Raw genomic sequence first — 17,644 nt, forward strand, 5'->3', positions numbered from 1 at the left:
ACGGTAGGCACTAACTTTGTCTTCATCTAATAACTTATATTGTAAAGCCAAATATCAATTCGATAACCAAAGATTATTTTAATTCATCACCTATTAATTGAAACATTATATTATCCGCTATTCCGAAAACGTTTGAAACTTCAAACTTTGCCGCTATCACCTTTGTCACCCGAAATAAAATTGATAAATTAGCCCAGTCAAATTTTATATAAAAAACACAATGAAAAATACTGCGCTTACGCACATACACGAGAGTTTGGGAGCAAAAATGCTTCCGTTTGCCGGATACAATATGCCTATTTTATATGAAGGAGTAAATGCGGAACATGAAACGGTGCGCAATGCCGTGGGTGTTTTTGACGTTTCTCACATGGGTGAATTCTTGCTTACCGGGCCAAACGCATTGGCTTTGATACAAAAAGTAACTTCGAATGATGCTTCAACTTTGACCATTGGAAGAGCACAATATTCTTGTTTACCAAACAATGACGGTGGAATTGTAGATGATTTGATAGTTTATAAAATGAAAGATGAACAGTATTTATTAGTGGTAAATGCTTCAAATATTGACAAGGATTGGGATTGGATTTCGGCTCATAATGATTTGGGTGTGGAGATGAAAAACCTTTCGGATGATTACTCATTACTGGCTATTCAAGGACCAAAAGCGGTTGAAGCGATGCAATCCTTAACCTCAAAAGATTTATCAGCGATTCCATATTACCATTTTGAAGTGGGTGATTTTGCCGGTATCGAAAACGTAATTATTTCGGCTACAGGATATACGGGTTCTGGAGGTTTTGAGATTTATTGTAAAAACTCCGAAGTTGAACAAATTTGGAATAAAGTTTTTGAAGCAGGTGCAGCTTTTGGAATCAAACCAATTGGTCTTGCGGCTCGTGATACGTTGCGATTGGAAATGGGTTTTTGTTTGTACGGAAATGATATCAATGACACCACTTCTCCAATTGAAGCTGGTTTGGGATGGATTACAAAGTTCACTAAAGAATTCACGAATTCTGAAAATCTGAAAAAACAAAAAGAAGCTGGAGTCACTAAAAAATTAGTCGCTTTTGAAATGCAGGAACGCGCAGTACCAAGGCATGATTATGAAATCGTGGATGCTTCAGGAAATGTAATCGGAATTGTAACTTCGGGAACAATGTCACCATCGATTAATAAAGGAATTGGTATGGGTTATGTAACTACAGAGCACAGCGCTTTAGACAGTGAAATTTACATCCGAATTCGTAAAAATCATGTTCCTGCAAAAGTAGTGAAACCACCTTTTTACAAGAAATAAAATAGATGAAGAAACTTTTACTTGTCTTTTTATTGACTACATTTTCACTTTTAGGTCAAAATGATACAAAGACTTGTGAAATACTTTCTAAAATAAATAATCTTATCCAAAGTGAACATTATCAACCAAAGCCGATAGACGACAGTTTATCGGTTTTCGTTTTTGATCGTTTTATTGACGAACTCGATCCTTCAAGAAATATTTTTTTGAAATCAGAATATAATATTCTTTCCCAAAAATACCGTTTGAATATTGATAATTTAATCCAAGATAAAAATTGTACTTTCCTATCTGATATTTCTAAAATTTATAAAAATGATCTTTTAAGAAACAAAGCCATTTTAGAAAAGATTGACAGAGAAATATTTAATTATGAACTAAAAGATACGATTCGGTTTTATAAAAAAGCTTTTCCAATCTACATGTTAGATACCCAAGTGGAGAAAGTTTGGAGAAAAAAAATAAAATATGAGGTTTTAGATGATATCGTCCAAAAAAGCAAAAATCTAGATTCTATTAGAGCTAATTTCAATAGTTTGGCAACACTTTCTAAAAATACAATAATCCAAAATGAACTTTGTAGAATAAATAGCCTTTTACAAAATGAATCTGGTTTACAAGAAAGTCTTTATAATCATTTTTGCAACTATTTTGATCCACACACTTCCTATTTTAGTGACGATTCAAAATCAAATTTTGTAGCCTCATTATCAAAAGAACATTTATCAATAGGACTAAATATTAGCATAAATGAAAAAAGTGAAATTATTATAGATGAATTAGATCCAAATGGACCTGCATTTCATAGTGGAAAAATAAAAAAAGGAGATCAAATCATTTCGATTTCAAACCTAAAAGAAACGCTAGTAGTTTCCTGCACAACACTAGAATCTATATCCAACATGATTCTTTCAGAAGTAAATAAAAAAATTATACTGACGCTGAGACGCAGTTCAGGGAAAAACTTTGAAGTACTTATTGAAAAACAAATCATAAAAGACGAAGAAAATATTGTTTACAGTTTTATTATAGAAAAAGAAATCAAAATAGGATACATAAAAATTCCAAGTTTCTATTCCGATTTTGAAGGTAATAGTGGTAAAGGCTGTGCTCAGGATGTTGTCAAGGAAGTGATTAAATTGCAAAAAGACAATATCAAAGGATTAGTAATTGATTTAGTGGACAATGGTGGTGGATCCATGGAAGAAGCTATAAAATTAGCTGGAATGTTTATTGATTATGGTCCAATTTCTTTAGTAATTGATAATAAAAAATCACCTCTTGTAATTGACGATCCTTATAAAGGAATGATTTACAAAGACCCTCTTGTAATTCTTATAAACGGAAATTCAGCATCAGCAAGTGAGTTTTTCGCATCGATTCTTCAAGATTACCATCGTGCATTATTGATTGGCAGTACTACTTTAGGTAAAGCTACGATGCAAACCATTGTTCCATTAGAAGAAAATGATACTGAAAATTTTCTAAAAATAACGATTAATAAATTTTACAGAGTGACAGGGAAAAGCCATCAAAGTTTAGGAGTCATCCCAAATGTATTATTACCCGAAATATACGAGACAATCTTCCAAAAAGAAAGTAACTTTTCAACGGCTTTTAAAAATGATAGCATTGAAACTTTTATTAAATTTAAACCTCATGCAAAAAATAATTTGATCCAAAAAATATCAGAAAAAAGCAGACTACGAATAACTAAAAACTCATACTTTAATACTATTCGAACACTCAATAAAAAAATTGATGATTTAGTCAACGAACAAAAGAAAGAATTACCAATGACAATCGATATGATTTTTGAAGAACAAAATAAGATCAGTGCTTTGTGGGAAGAAATTAATTCTTTTAATTCCGAAAGGATTGATTTGAATGTATACAATTCTAATCTAAATACATTTCATCTCTCTATCCATCCATCAGAGAATCTCAAAAATCAATTTCAATTGAATGCATTAAAAACAAATCAATATTTGAATGAGGCAATTACAATAATTAAAGATTTTAGCTCTTTAAAATAAATAATACTATCAATTTATTTTTAATCAGATAAAAGAGTTTAATTTGATTTTGGTAAAATAACTAATAACTGTATTTTTGCAGTTCAAAATAATAAATAGAAATGGGAAGAGCATTTGAGTTTAGAAAAGGCAGAAAAATGAAACGTTGGTCAGCAATGGCCAAAGCATTTACCAGAATTGGTAAAGATATTGTAATGGCTGTTAAAGAAGGTGGACCAAATCCTGATGCCAACTCCAGATTAAGAGCCGTTATCCAGAACTCTAAGGCAGTAAATATGCCAAAAGAAAATGTAGAACGTGCGATTAAAAAAGCAACCGATAAAGATACGGCCAATTATAAAGAAGTTTTATTTGAAGGATATGCACCTCATGGAATCGCAATTCTAGTTGAAACTGCTACTGATAATAATAACAGAACTGTTGCTAATGTTAGAAGTTATTTTAACAAATGTAATGGTACAATGGGAACACAAGGTTCCGTTGAATTCATGTTTGACCACACCTGTAACTTTAGAATTCCAGCAAACGGAATGGACCCAGAAGAACTGGAATTAGAACTAATCGATTTTGGTGCTGAAGAGGTTTTTGAAGACGAAGACGGTATATTAATTTACGCCCCTTTTGGCAGTTTTGGAACCATTCAAAAAGAATTAGAAAATAGAGGATTAGAAATTCTTTCTTCTGGTTTTGAACGAATTCCTCAAATCACTAAAAAACTCTCTGAAGCAGAAATGGCTGATGTAGAAAAATTAATTGAAAAATTAGAAGAAGATGATGATGTGATGAACGTATATCATACGATGGAAGAAGCTTAGACTTCATGCAATTATACTTAAAACTCTAGCTTTGGCTGGAGTTTTTTTTATTTAACAATTTATGAATAAAGAATATAGCTTCTGTCATTTCTTGTTTAAAGTATTCTCAGAGTTATTTTTTAAAAACGGCTGAAAACATATTTACAAACTAGGTAGTTTCTTGGAATTATGTGTTTTCCTATTGCTTTTCACTTCTTCTGAAGTTTTCAAGTAATAATTATTAATGTATAATACTCTTTTTAATAAGTGTCTACCTTCAAATTATTTTATAAATACCATTTAAATAATGGACTTTAATTAAAAACAGAAGATTTAGCAAACGAGTATTTTTTAATATCTTTTTTACTGCTCTCAAGTTTCTTATATTTGCTAACTTTTGCGAAATGCCACAACCTAAAAACAAGCAATACATAAAACCATTGGGAGTACAATTATTTTTTGTGAAGATTTTTTACAAAAAATAGTCCATGATTGAATGAGTTTAGTTAGCAAGCTAAATATTCCTAATACAGAATATCGTTCTAAGGAACGTTTAAAATTATAAAATATATGACAAACAATATTCTAATTGAAAATCAATATAAAAGAACGAGTTTATTTGAAAAAGAAAATGTAGACTATTTAGTTCGCATTTTAAAAAGATTTAATACCGTACCAAAGATAAATAACATCAATATCATCACTTCAACCAGTGAGCCTACTATTTTCAAAATTGTCCCTAACAAATCAATTATAATTGGTTCCTCCTTTTTGAACAAACCCATTTTAGCTTTAGTCTATTTAAGATATGGAATCGAATGGCAGCTATGGTACAAAGCTTTGAACGCAGAGAAAAAAGATGTTGTTTTATGTGATATTGCAGCTCTTGAAGTAACTCGGATATTTTACAATTTATTGCCTAAAGATGATAAAGAAAAATTAGAGAATCTTGATTATGTTCTAATTAATTTAATCAAAAATGATATTTATTTAAATACTGAATCTTCATTAATAAACGAAGAGCTCCAATCATTTCATGGTTTAAAAAATTCTAATACTGAACTCAAAGAGTCTTGGAAACCTATTGTCGAAAATCTTGCAAAACCTACAGAATACATGTTAATGTCTGGAGGAGATCTTCGATTAAATATAGACGAGATTCATTTGCTAAACAAATACGGATGTCGCCCATTCCCAAGACCTGATGCATTTACTTTTGCTTCATCTACGGCTTCGAGCGTTTCTAATTTTGCTTTTGATAAAACAGATAAAGTCAGAAGCATATTGATTAGAAATAGCTTGAAAAATGGTTTTAAAAATACTACTATCGAGTTTTCTGAATTACTAAAAACTAACCTTAGAAAAATATTTAAATTAAATGAGGAATGTGAAATAATTTTTTCACCATCAGGTACTGATTCTTCACTTCAAATAGCAGCTATAACGCAAATTATTTCCGATAAAGAAATTACACATATTTTAGTGGCCTCTGATGAAACTGGTAGTGGTGTTGCTGCGGCCTTAAAGGGATGTCATTTCGAAAATACTACTGCTTTAAATTTTCCAATTAAAAAAGACGCTAAAATTGAAGGTTTTAGAGATGTTGATTTAATACAAATTCCTTTTAGAGATCAAAATGGCGCATTAAAAACTTCATCTCAATTAGATCAGGAAGTATTTGATGCCGTTATTAGAACCAAAAATCAAGGCAGGCACATCGTATTACATACTATGGACCAATCAAAACTAGGATATCAATCTCCCAGCGACGAATTTATTAAAAAACTAAATACACTTGAAGATTTATCAATTCAAATAATTGTAGATGGATCACAGCTAAGATTAGATCCAAAAGACATACAGAATTATTTAAATAAAGGATATATTGTTACCATAACGGGGAGTAAATTCTTCACTGGCCCTCCATACTGCGGTGCATTAATTTTACCTCAAAGTGTCAATAAATTAATTCAATCTGTAAAAAACACACTACCAAAAGGCTTAACACAATATTATAATCGTTCTGATTGGCCAACTTCATGGTTTTGTTCCAATGAATTATCAGACGGCTATAACTATGGTTCTTATATGCGCTGGAATGCTGCCGTGGTTGAAATGGACAGGTATTACAAAACACCTATTTTATATCGAAATATGGGTATTGAGATGTTTTGCAATTTTGTTGATGACTCCATAAAAGAGGCTACTTTTTTACAGCCTATTTATGGGGATGAAACAAAAACGAAGAGTTACAGTAGTAAAGAATTTGGAATAAGAAATATCCGTACCATTTTTCCTTTCTTTATTTTTAAAGACAATAAAGTCTTATCCGTTGATAAAGTAAAAAAATTATATACTTTATTAAATTCTGATTTATCCGATCAGTTTGAAGGTTCTTCTTTAGAAATCATTCGACTTGCTGCCCAAAAATGTCATATTGGTCAAGCAGTTAATGTAAAATATACTACTGAAATTGAAAGTGCTATTTTAAGAATTAGTTTGGGTGCAAGAGTTATTTCTGAAAGTTGGGTCAGTAGAGATATTAGTCTCTTTTTTAGAAATATAGAATTACAAATGAGTCAGATCACGATCACTATTAAAAAGATTGAATTGATACTTAATAATTCCGAATTATTGGATTAAATAAAAAAGTGTTCTTCTTTATGTCAATAAAAAAGTCCCATTCGCAAAAGCAGATGGGACTTTTTTAATTATAATTTTAAAATTATTTTATCATTTCGATTTTTTGAACTTCTTCTTCGTTGATACTGTCAAAGAAACCTTGTTCATTCATCCAATCATCGCTAAAAACTTTACTCATGTAACGAGAACCGTGATCCGGGAAAATTGCGATTACAATACTGTTGGCGTCAAATTCACCTTCTTCTGCATATTGTCTTATCGCTTGCATCACTGCTCCTGAAGTATATCCAACAAATAAACCTTCTTTTCTAGTGATTTCTCTGGCAGCATGAGCGCTTTCCTCATCCGTCACTTTCATGAACTTATCAATAATATCAAAATCCGTTGCAGATGGAATCAAATTTTTTCCCAGACCTTCTATTCTGTATGGATAAATTTCATCATTATCGAATTCTCTGGTTTCATGGTATTTTTTCAATACAGAACCAAAAGCATCCACTCCAAGAATTCTAATATTTGGATTTTGTTCTTTTAGGTATTTTGCAGTTCCTGAAATAGTTCCACCTGTACCACTACAAGCAATTAAGTGTGTAATTGCTCCGTTAGTTTGTTTCCAAATTTCCGGACCGGTAGACTTATAATGCGCATCAACATTCAACTCATTGAAATACTGATTGATATAAACAGAACCTTTCGTTTCTTCGTGCAAACGTTTGGCTACGTTATAATAAGAACGCTCATCATCAGCAGAAACATGCGCAGGACAAACGTACACTTTAGCACCTAAGCTGCGAAGCATATCTATTTTATCTTTAGATGATTTAGAACTAACGGCAAGAATGCAGTTGTAGCCTTTTATGATACTGACCATTGCTAAACTAAAACCAGTATTACCGGAAGTGGTTTCAATTATAGTATCACCCGGAGATAAAATACCTTTCTTCTCAGCTTCTTCAATTATGTATAATGCTATTCTATCTTTTGAGGAATGTCCTGGATTAAAAGCTTCTACTTTAGCGTAAAAATTTCCTTCTAAATTTTCAGTTACTTTATTTAGCTTAATAAGCGGAGTATTACCTATTAATTCTAAGACATTATTATAAGCTGTTATTTCTTTTTTCATAAAAAAATAGTTAGTCGTGGTAATTTTTCATTAAACACGAATGTTGCAAATTTAACAAAAAAAATCTAATTAGTTTTTAATTCCTTCTAAATCTAATAAAAAACTATATTCCTTTGCTAATTCCTTAAGGGCTTCAAATCGTCCTGAAGCGCCACCGTGACCGGCATCCATATTCGTATTAAGATATAAAACAGTATCATTTGTTTTTAGGGTTCGTAGCTTTGCAACCCACTTTGCAGGCTCCCAATACTGAACTTGAGAATCATGAAGTCCGGTAGAAACAAACATATTAGGGTATTTTTGAGCCTTTACATTGTCATAAGGCGAATACGATAACATATAATCATACGATTTTTTCTCGTTTGGATTTCCCCACTCATCATATTCTCCAGTTGTAAGCGGGATTGTATCATCAAGCATCGTGGTAATTACATCTACAAAAGGCACTTGAGCAATCACTCCGTTGTACAATTCCGGCGCCATATTGACTACTGCTCCCATTAATAATCCGCCTGCTGAACCGCCTTCAGCATATAAATGCTTTGGTGAAGTATATTTTTCTTGAATCAAAAACTTGGAACAATCAATAAAATCAGTGAATGTGTTTTTCTTTTTCAATAATTTTCCGTCCTCATACCATTGTCTTCCTAAATCTTCGCCACCGCGAATGTGCGCTATAGCAAAAACAAATCCTCGATCCAAAATCGACAAACGTGTTGATGAAAAATAAGCATCCATTGTCACTCCGTACGAACCATACGCATAAAGCAATACCGGATTATTCCCGTCTTTTTTCAATCCTTTGTGGTAAACCATTGAGATTGGTACTTTGGTTCCATCAGTTGCTGTAGCCCAAACACGCTCTTCGATATAATTATTTTTATCAAATTTGCCTCCTAGAACTTGTTGCTCTTTCTTAATTTCTTTCTCCTTAGTTTTCATATTAAAATCAATAACCGAAGATGGCGTTGCCAATGATTGGTAGCTATAACGCAAAATATCAGTATCGAAATCCACATTTGTCGTTGTGTAAGCGCTATATGTTTCGCTCCCAAAAGGCAAATAATACTCTCCTTCTCCACTCCAAGGCATAATACGAATGTGGTTCAATCCATTAGAACGTTCTTCTACAACCAAATAGTTGCTAAAAATCTCAATATCTTCCAGTAGAACGTCTTTTCTGTGCGCGATTACATCTTTCCAGTTTTCTTTTGCAGTAGCGTTTTCAGGCGTTTTCATCAACTTGAAGTTAGTTGCTTTATCCTTATTGGTCATGATGTAAAAAGAATCACCAAAATGAGAAATACTATATTCTAATCCGCGAACCCTTGGTTGAAAAACCACAAATTCTCCGTCAGGATTATCTGAATTTAAAATTCTGTACTCGGTTGTTAACGTACTTCCAGAACCTATTACAATATATTTTTTTGATTTTTCTTTCCCTACAGAAACATTGAACGTATCGTCTTTTTCATTAAAAACCAACACATCAGCATCTGAATCTGTGGCTAATTTATGTTTGAAAACTTTATCAGATCGCAACGTAACTTTGTCTTGTCTGGTGTAAAAAATCGTTTTATTGTCATTCGCCCAAACTGAACTTCCTGTAGCATTTTCAATCTTATCCGAAAGAATTTCTCCCGTTTCAAGATTTTTAAATTGTATCGTATAAATACGTCTTCCAACGGTATCGATTCCAAAACTCGCAAATTTATTATCCGGACTCACGCTCAAACCTCCCAATTGAAAGTAGCTTTGTCCTTTTGCCAAGTCATTACAATTGAATAAAATTTCTTCATTGGCAGTCAAACTTCCTTTTTTTCTGGAATAAATAGGATAATCTTTTCCCGTTTCAAAACGCGTTATGTAATAATAACCATTGTATAAATAAGGAACTGATTGGTCGTCTTCCTTGATGCGGGCTTTCATTTCTTCGTATAATTCTTTCTGAAAACCTTTCGTATCCGCAGTCATATCATCATAATAGGTATTTTCCTGATTCAAATAATCGATTACTTCCGGATTCTCTCTGTCGTTTAACCAGAAATAATTATCAACACGTTTTTGATTGTGTTTTTCTAAAGTTTTTGGAATTATTTTAGCTATTGGAGTCGCGATATTTTTTGACATTTGTTGTGCTTTAATTTTAGTAATTGATGCTGCAAAAATAATACAAAGACAACTTAAGACGAGTTTATTTTTCATTAATATTTTATTGATTATGACTATGCAATATAGTAATTTTGTAAATCAATTAATTTAAAAAATTAAAACATGGATTTAATGGGAATGATGGGCAAACTTAAAGAGACCCAACAAAAGATAGAAGATACAAAAAAACGTTTAGATACTGTTCTAATTGACGAGCAAAGTACCGATACTTTATTAAAAGTTACTTTGACTGCTAACAGGACTATAAAATCAATCACCATTGACGACACTTTATTAGAAGATAAAGATCAACTGGAAGATTATTTGATTTTAGTATTGAATAAAGCAATCGAAAAAGCGACTGATGTGAATCAGAGAGAACTGGATGCCGTAACTAAAATGGATATGCCAATGATTCCCGGAATGGAAGATTTGTTTAAGTAAAAAAGTTTAAAGTTTAAGGTTTAACGTTTTTGATTGCGATAAAAAACGTTAAACCTTAAACTTTAAACAAATTCCCTAATAAAATTTACACTAACTTTTGTAGCGTTTCTAATACATACGTGTGCATTACTTCTTTATAATCAAGATGCGTAACGATTCGCAATTTTCCATGACCCATCGAACTGATTAAAATATTTTTTTGTTTCAACAATTCAATTAAATTCTTTTCGATACAATTTGGTACCAAAGTGAATATCAAAATATTAGTTTCAACAGGCTCCACTGATGCAACCCAGCTTACCTTTTTCAAAACTTCTCCTATTTCTTTAGCTCTTCGATGATCTTCAGCAAGACGTTCTACATTATTATCTAGAGCATAAATTCCGGCTGCCGCCAAATATCCTACCTGACGCATTCCGCCACCTAATATTTTTCTGACACGCAATGCTCTGTGAATCGTCGCTTTATCACCCAACAATACCGAACCAATTGGCGCTCCCAACCCTTTAGACAAACAAACTGAAATGGTATCAAATAATTTTCCAAATGCTTTTGGGTCTTGATTTTTGGCTATCAAAGCATTCCAGATTCGGGCACCATCCATATGAAATTTCAAATTGTTAGCATCACAAACCATTTTTATTTTTTGTAAATCTTCCAGTTCATAACAAGCACCACCACCTTTATTGGTAGTGTTTTCAACACAAACTAAACTCGTTAGCGGACTGTGGTAAAATTCCGGATCATTGATGGCTCCAGCCACTTGTTCCGCGGTTATCATTCCGCGATTTCCATCTAATAAACAACAAGAAACACCGCTGTTAAAGGAAACTCCACCACCTTCATAATGGTAAACGTGTGCGTATTTGTCGGCAATCAATTGTTCTCCAGGATGTGTATGCAATTTTATAGCCGTTTGATTGGCCATCGTTCCTGAGGGGAAAAAAAGTCCCGCTTCCATTCCGAACATTTCGGCAACTTTGGCTTCAAGTTCAATAACTGTAGGATCTTGTTTGTAAACGTCATCACCTACTACAGCATTTAACATGTGAACCAACATTTCGCGTGAAGGCTTTGTAATCGTATCGCTAACTAAATTTATTTCCATATTATTTTTTTATTTTTGATAAGGGCAAATCACGACTTGTCCCTGCGTAAAATTTTTCTATTTTTGTGCCACAAATTTACACAATACCGTTTGTTAATTCCAACTAGTTCCGTTAAAACTAAACTAATTGTAGTACACAACGGCATTTTTGATAAATATTGAAAACAGACCTATTAAATTAATATAATTTTATGACAACTACCGAACAAATTAAAGGTATTGTAGAGCGCCTTGGTGCGTTGAGGAGGTATCTTTGACGTTGATGCCAAGCTAATTGAGATTTCTAACGAAGAAGAAAAAACTTTCGCACCAAACTTTTGGAATAATGCCAAAGAAGCTGAACTTATTGTAAAAAACCTTCGGAACAAGAAAAAGTGGATTGAAGATTACAATAAAGCGGTGGAAATGACTGAAGAATTGCAACTCGCCTATGATTTTTACAAAGAAGGAGAACTTACTGGGGAAGAATTAGATGAACATTACATCGCTACCCAAGCACATATTGAAGCCATCGAATTCAAGAACATGCTTTCGGATGAAGGCGATACTTTGAGTGCAGTGGTACAAATAACCGCTGGTGCCGGTGGAACTGAAAGTTGCGATTGGGCCGAAATGCTCATGCGCATGTACATGATGTGGGGCGAAAAATATGGCTATAAAATCAAAGAACTGAATTTCCAGAAAGGAGAAGCTGCCGGTATAAAAACCGTAACACTCGAATTTGAAGGGGATTATTCTTTTGGGTATTTAAAAGGAGAAAATGGCGTACATCGATTGGTGCGTATTTCTCCCTTTGACAGCAACGCCAAACGTCATACTTCATTTGCTTCCGTTTATGTGTATCCGCTAGTAGATGACAGTATTGAAATTGAGATAAATCCTGCTGATATCGAGATTACGACTTCGAGATCCAGCGGTGCGGGAGGTCAAAATGTAAATAAAGTAGAAACTAAAGTACAATTGTTTCATAAACCAACCGGAATCCAAATACAATGTTCCGAAACACGTTCGCAGCAAGACAACAGACAACGTGCCATGCAAATGTTACGATCTCAATTATACGAAATTGAGTTAAAAAAGAAACAGGCACAACGCGCGGATATCGAAGCAGGGAAAATGAAAATAGAATGGGGTTCCCAAATCAGGAATTATGTGATGCAACCTTATAAGTTAGTCAAAGATGTTCGTACAGGATATGAAACCAGTAATGTTGATGGCGTTATGAACGGAGAAATTGACGAATTTCTGAAAGCCTATTTAATGATGATGGGACAGAAGGAAGAATAAATTTATCATATTTTTAAAAAATCCTACACTATAAAATAATTTATATTGTAGGATTTTTTTTATTACTTTTGTTCCGAAATCATTTTTTATCAAATGAAAAAATTACTTCTTCTATTTGTTTTGTTATCCTCCATAACTTTTTATGCTCAGGAAAAAGTATATTTTACCGAGCACTTTAAAGAATTACCATCTGCGGAGAATGCAATTTATTATACTATTTATGAAGACAGTCCAGAAGGAACATTACGAACAACGTACTACCTTGATAATTCCCTTTTTTCCAAAGACCATTTTTCGAATTACAAAAAACGAATTTTAAACGGAACATCAGAACGTTGGTATAAAAATGGCGCAAAAGAAATGCTGGCAATTTATGTTAAAGGTAAACAAGAAGGTATTCAAACTCGGTATTTTGAAAATGGTCAAATAAAACGTACCGAAAATTTTAAAAACGGAAAATTTGTTGACGGGAAATGTTTTGATGAAAATGGAACTGAAATAGAATTTTTCCCTTACTATGTAAAACCTGAATTTCCCGGAGGAATGAAAGCTTTTTATGATTACGTAGCAAAAAATTTTAAATCGCCAAACAGCTCCAAGGGCCAAATAAAAATAGCTTTTGTGGTTGAAAGAGATGGAACTTTAAGCGATTTTAAAATCATTGAAGGAATTAATTATGATATGAATGTTGAAGCAGTAAAAGTTTTATTTAATAGTCCAAAATGGATTCCAGGTAAAGTGGATGGTAAAGATGCACGTGTAAAATTCGACTTGCCAATTACCGTAAAATAATTTATTACCTTTATTGTTTAAATATTTTTTAAAACCTAAAGCCATTCAATCAAAGAGACTCCTACCCCAACAGTAGTTTGCAAATTATTATAATCAATCAGCGTTTCCCCATATCCATGAGAAACTAATAAATATCCCTTAAGATTATTTTTTATGGGATACGACCAGGAAAAGGATGAGTTACCTCTTGCTTTTGAATTAAAATTCAAATTATGACTGCCAATGAAAGAAAATATATTACCATTTTTGGTATAAATCACATTCACATCACCTCGCCCAACATACTCAGAAATATCCGGATTATCATCTTTCGCTGCTGGCATGCGAAACCAAGGCCTAAGATAGATTGTCCAGTTCTTATGTTCCAATCCGGCATGAAGAATAACTCTGTTCCAACTTCTTGAAAAGGGTTCACTTTTTCCATTGGATTGGTGATTGAATGCCACTCCAATCATTCGGGTTTTAAAACCCAAAAAATTAAATTTAACAGGAACATTCAGAATCAGTTCTGGTTCGTAATTAACTTCTCTAAAAGGTCGTGAAAGATCATTATTGTATATTTGCCAATGCGATATTTGTGTGTAAGCAACCCATAAATCGCCATGGCCCCAAAAAATACCTTGTAAAACTTTGGTCTTAAAACTCAACTGAAATTTAGCTTCAATATTATTATAATCAACCCCTGGTGGAGCCACATAATCAGGATCCACATTTCCTGAAGAAGGTCTCTCATTCGGATTATTTGTCCATCGAATGGGTAGAACATACATAGGCTTGTAAGGAGTTACCAAAAATGTTCCTCTAACAGAAGTGGTATCTAATTCCCAACGTTCAGTCAAATCCCGAAGCTGTGTCTTACTGTTAAACAAAGCCTGAAGTTGAGCATTTGCAATGAAACAAGAGCATAAAACTAAAAAGAAAGACAATTTTATTTGAAGGGATTTCATAACAAATGCTGTTTGTATTAAGTTGCAAATGTAATCTATGAGTAGTCTATTATGTTATAGAATTGTATTCATAACTTACATAAATACTACTTTTACTACTGTTAAAGAAATGTGTTGCATTAGGAATTTTAACACTAAATCCTTTTATTTGAAAATTATTAAATAACAAAACCCAATCTATACTTAATGAAATCCTACACAATTCAAGAAATAAATGAGATACTAAAGGGAATTATTGTCGGGAATACTTCCGAAAATATTACTGCTCCAGAACAATTAGAAATGGCTGGTACTACTGAAATTTCATTTATTGGTAACAAAAAATATGAGAAATTTTGGTCAACATCCAAAGCTTGTGTGGCAGTTGTCAACGAGGATATTGCTATAGAACCAGGTGAAAACAGGGCTTTTATAAAAGTTAAAAATGCCGATTTAGCCATGTCTCAAGTATTGGAACTTTTTGCACCACCAACTCCATTATTTACTATTGACATTCACCCAACCGCAGTAATTGATACAACTGCAACTATTTGCAATGGTGCCCGAGTTGGTGCAGGATGTTATATAGGACCTAAAGTTATTATTGGAGATAATACGACAATTTATCCAAATGTGACTATTCTTGATGAATGTACTATAGGAAAAAACACTGTAATTTGGTCAGGAACTGTTATTAGAGAACGATGTCATATTGGGAATGATTGTATTGTACATCCAAATGCTACAATAGGTGCAGATGGTTTTGGTTTTCGACCTGATCCTCAAAGAGGTTTGGTGAAAATTCCACAAATTGGAAATGTAATTATAGGCAATAGTGTCGAAATTGGTGCCAATACCTGCGTTGATAGAGGAAAATTCAGTTCTACAATTTTAGGAGACGGCTGTAAAATTGATAATCTGGTTCAAATTGGTCATAACAGCAAATTGGGAAAATTCTGTATTATGGCTGGAAACAGTGGACTTGCGGGTTCGGTAACATTAGGAAATGGTGTAATTATTGGCGGAAGCGCTTCTATAAAAGACCACACCACTATTGGCGATGGTGCCATTGTAGGTGCTGGTTCAGGTGTTACAGGAGATATTCCTGCAGGAAAAACCATGTTAGGATATCCTGCTGTAGAAGCTCGAGATGCACTGAAACAATGGGCAATTTTGAAAAGACTTGTAAATGAATCCAAACATAAATAAATAATTATTTTTTTATTATTAAATTCATAAAAAAACAGGAGGTAACTTCTGTTTTTTTGTTTTAATATCAAAAAAACATTCCGTTTTCTTTCTAAAGTAATCAAATAATAAAATTTATTTAGTTTGATTTTGTATTTTAGCACAAATTTTTTTAACACTATTTCATCATGGATTTGAACTTCAACAAAAACGAAGACCACAATAAACTTTTACTTTCCGCATTGCGACAAAAATTAAGCGTAGTTAAATTAGGTGGCGGTGAAAAACGCATCCAAAAATTACATGGCGAAGGGAAAATGACGGCACGTGAACGTATCGATTATTTATTAGATCCAAAGGCAAAATGTATAGAAATTGGGGCATTTGTTGGTGAAGGAATGTATGCGGAACATGGTGGTTGTCCATCCGGTGGAGTTGTTGTAAAAATAGGTTACATCAGAGGAAAACAATGTATTGTTGTTGCCAATGATGCTACCGTAAAAGCGGGTGCTTGGTTTCCTATAACCGCAAAAAAAAATCTGCGTGCGCAAGAAATCGCAATGGAAAATCGGCTTCCAATCATCTATTTGGTAGATAGTGCTGGAGTTTATTTGCCTTTACAAGATGAAATTTTCCCTGATAAAGAACATTTTGGACGAATTTTTAGAAATAATGCCCTGATGAGCAGTATGGGAATAACTCAAATTTCTGCTGTAATGGGAAGTTGTGTTGCTGGTGGTGCCTATTTACCAATCATGAGTGATGAAGCTATGATTGTGGATAAAACGGGAAGTATTTTCTTAGCAGGAAGTTATTTAGTAAAAGCTGCTATTGGCGAAAGCATCGATAATGAAACATTGGGAGGAGCAACAACCCATTGTGAAATTTCGGGCGTTACAGATTACAAGGCCAAAGATGACAAAGACGCATTAGATAAAATAAAAAATATAGTCGACAAAATAGGTGATTTTGACAAAGCTGGTTACAGCCGAATCAAAGCAGAAAAACCCGCATTAGATGAAAAAGAAATCTACGGTGTTTTACCAAAAGCCCGAAATGAACAGTACGACATGATGGAAATAATAAATCGTCTGGTTGATAATTCTGAATTTGAAGCGTATAAAGACGGTTACGGTCAAACCATTATAACCGGTTATGCCAGAATTGACGGATGGGCAGTGGGAATTGTTGCCAACCAACGAAAAGTGGTGAAAACCAAAAATGGTGAAATGCAGTTTGGAGGCGTAATCTACTCCGACAGTGCCGATAAAGCCACTCGTTTTATTGCAAACTGCAACCAGAAAAAAATTCCTTTGGTATTCGTTCAAGATGTTACCGGTTTTATGGTTGGATCTAAATCCGAACATGGCGGAATCATAAAAGACGGTGCCAAAATGGTGAATGCAGTATCTAATTCTGTTGTACCAAAATTCACAGTAATTGTAGGGAATTCATACGGTGCAGGAAATTATGCCATGTGTGGAAAAGCGTATGACCCAAGACTAATTTTTGCCTGGCCAAGTGCAGAATTAGCCGTTATGGGCGGAACACAAGCTGCAAAAGTATTGGCACAAATTGAAGCTTCTTCACTTAAAGCAAAAGGCGAATTGGTTGATGAAACTAAAGAAAAAGAATTGTTTGATAAAATAAAAGCAAGATATGACGAACAAGTGTCTCCATATTATGCTGCTTCACGATTATGGACAGATGCGATTATCGATCCTTTAGACACTAGAACTTGGATTTCAATGGGAATCGAAGCGGCGAATCACTCCCCTATTGAGAAAAAATTCAACTTAGGAGTTATTCAAGTTTAATACTGATTATCAAATACTTAAATTATTAATTT

13 protein-coding genes are annotated in these 17,644 nt (G+C 33.3%); 9 read left to right on the plus strand and 4 right to left on the minus strand.

What is annotated here, in order from left to right; genetic code table 11:
- Positions 1 to 220 precede the first annotated feature (220 nt).
- From gcvT to BMX64_RS08980, 4 genes are all read left to right on the plus strand, one after another.
- The gene (gene gcvT, locus BMX64_RS08965; RefSeq protein ID WP_091170524.1) at positions 221 to 1,303 is read left to right on the plus strand and encodes a glycine cleavage system aminomethyltransferase GcvT; all 1,083 of its coding nucleotides are present in this window, start codon (positions 221 to 223) and stop codon (positions 1,301 to 1,303) included.
- Between the two features lie 5 nt (positions 1,304 to 1,308).
- A complete protein-coding gene (locus tag BMX64_RS08970; RefSeq protein ID WP_091170528.1) occupies positions 1,309 to 3,339 on the plus strand; it encodes a S41 family peptidase in 2,031 nt (676 codons plus the stop codon).
- 101 nt (positions 3,340 to 3,440) lie between these two features.
- The gene (locus BMX64_RS08975; protein ID WP_073354010.1) at positions 3,441 to 4,154 is read left to right on the plus strand and encodes a YebC/PmpR family DNA-binding transcriptional regulator; all 714 of its coding nucleotides are present in this window, start codon (positions 3,441 to 3,443) and stop codon (positions 4,152 to 4,154) included.
- A 549-nt stretch (positions 4,155 to 4,703) separates the two neighbouring features.
- Positions 4,704 to 6,776 (plus strand): hypothetical protein, encoded by a 2,073-nt coding sequence (locus BMX64_RS08980; protein WP_091170533.1) that lies wholly within the window; start codon positions 4,704 to 4,706, stop codon positions 6,774 to 6,776.
- A gap of 82 nt (positions 6,777 to 6,858) precedes the next feature.
- On the opposite strand, the gene BMX64_RS08985 is transcribed toward BMX64_RS08980, so the two are convergent.
- Together BMX64_RS08985 and BMX64_RS08990 are read right to left on the minus strand one after the other, a co-directional pair.
- On the minus strand, positions 6,859 to 7,899 hold the full coding sequence (locus BMX64_RS08985; protein WP_091170537.1) for a cysteate synthase: 1,041 nt from the start codon (positions 7,897 to 7,899) through the stop codon (positions 6,859 to 6,861).
- 69 nt (positions 7,900 to 7,968) lie between these two features.
- Positions 7,969 to 10,104 carry a S9 family peptidase gene (locus BMX64_RS08990; RefSeq protein ID WP_208858966.1) on the minus strand — a complete coding sequence of 712 codons (2,136 nt, stop codon included), beginning with the start codon at positions 10,102 to 10,104 and terminating at the stop codon, positions 7,969 to 7,971.
- A 69-nt stretch (positions 10,105 to 10,173) separates the two neighbouring features.
- Between BMX64_RS08990 and BMX64_RS08995 the strand changes: the two genes are divergently transcribed.
- On the plus strand, positions 10,174 to 10,494 hold the full coding sequence (locus BMX64_RS08995; protein ID WP_091170546.1) for a YbaB/EbfC family nucleoid-associated protein: 321 nt from the start codon (positions 10,174 to 10,176) through the stop codon (positions 10,492 to 10,494).
- 85 nt (positions 10,495 to 10,579) lie between these two features.
- On the opposite strand, the gene BMX64_RS09000 is transcribed toward BMX64_RS08995, so the two are convergent.
- On the minus strand, positions 10,580 to 11,602 hold the full coding sequence (locus BMX64_RS09000) for a threonine aldolase family protein (protein WP_091170548.1): 1,023 nt from the start codon (positions 11,600 to 11,602) through the stop codon (positions 10,580 to 10,582).
- Between the two features lie 191 nt (positions 11,603 to 11,793).
- Between BMX64_RS09000 and prfB the strand changes: the two genes are divergently transcribed.
- Positions 11,794 to 12,889 (plus strand): peptide chain release factor 2 gene (gene prfB / locus BMX64_RS09005; RefSeq protein WP_143056071.1). Its coding sequence is split into 2 segments (ribosomal slippage): positions 11,794 to 11,856 and positions 11,858 to 12,889, totalling 1,095 coding nucleotides; the frame shifts between segments, so codons are not numbered across the junction.
- Positions 12,890 to 12,982: 93 nt separating this feature from the next.
- A complete protein-coding gene (locus BMX64_RS09010; RefSeq protein ID WP_091170555.1) occupies positions 12,983 to 13,681 on the plus strand; it encodes an energy transducer TonB in 699 nt (232 codons plus the stop codon).
- Between the two features lie 35 nt (positions 13,682 to 13,716).
- On the opposite strand, the gene BMX64_RS09015 is transcribed toward BMX64_RS09010, so the two are convergent.
- The gene (locus BMX64_RS09015; protein ID WP_091170558.1) at positions 13,717 to 14,628 is read right to left on the minus strand and encodes a phospholipase A; all 912 of its coding nucleotides are present in this window, start codon (positions 14,626 to 14,628) and stop codon (positions 13,717 to 13,719) included.
- 186 nt (positions 14,629 to 14,814) lie between these two features.
- Between BMX64_RS09015 and lpxD the strand changes: the two genes are divergently transcribed.
- Complete coding sequence (gene lpxD, locus BMX64_RS09020; protein ID WP_091170562.1) at positions 14,815 to 15,816, plus strand: UDP-3-O-(3-hydroxymyristoyl)glucosamine N-acyltransferase; 1,002 nt, start codon at positions 14,815 to 14,817, stop codon at positions 15,814 to 15,816.
- Between the two features lie 167 nt (positions 15,817 to 15,983).
- Complete coding sequence (locus BMX64_RS09025; protein ID WP_091170565.1) at positions 15,984 to 17,612, plus strand: acyl-CoA carboxylase subunit beta; 1,629 nt, start codon at positions 15,984 to 15,986, stop codon at positions 17,610 to 17,612.
- The last annotated feature ends 32 nt before the right edge of the window (positions 17,613 to 17,644 follow it).

The organism is Flavobacterium sinopsychrotolerans (assembly GCF_900110375.1).
In the GTDB taxonomy this organism is placed as follows: Bacteria; Bacteroidota; Bacteroidia; order Flavobacteriales; family Flavobacteriaceae; genus Flavobacterium; species Flavobacterium sinopsychrotolerans.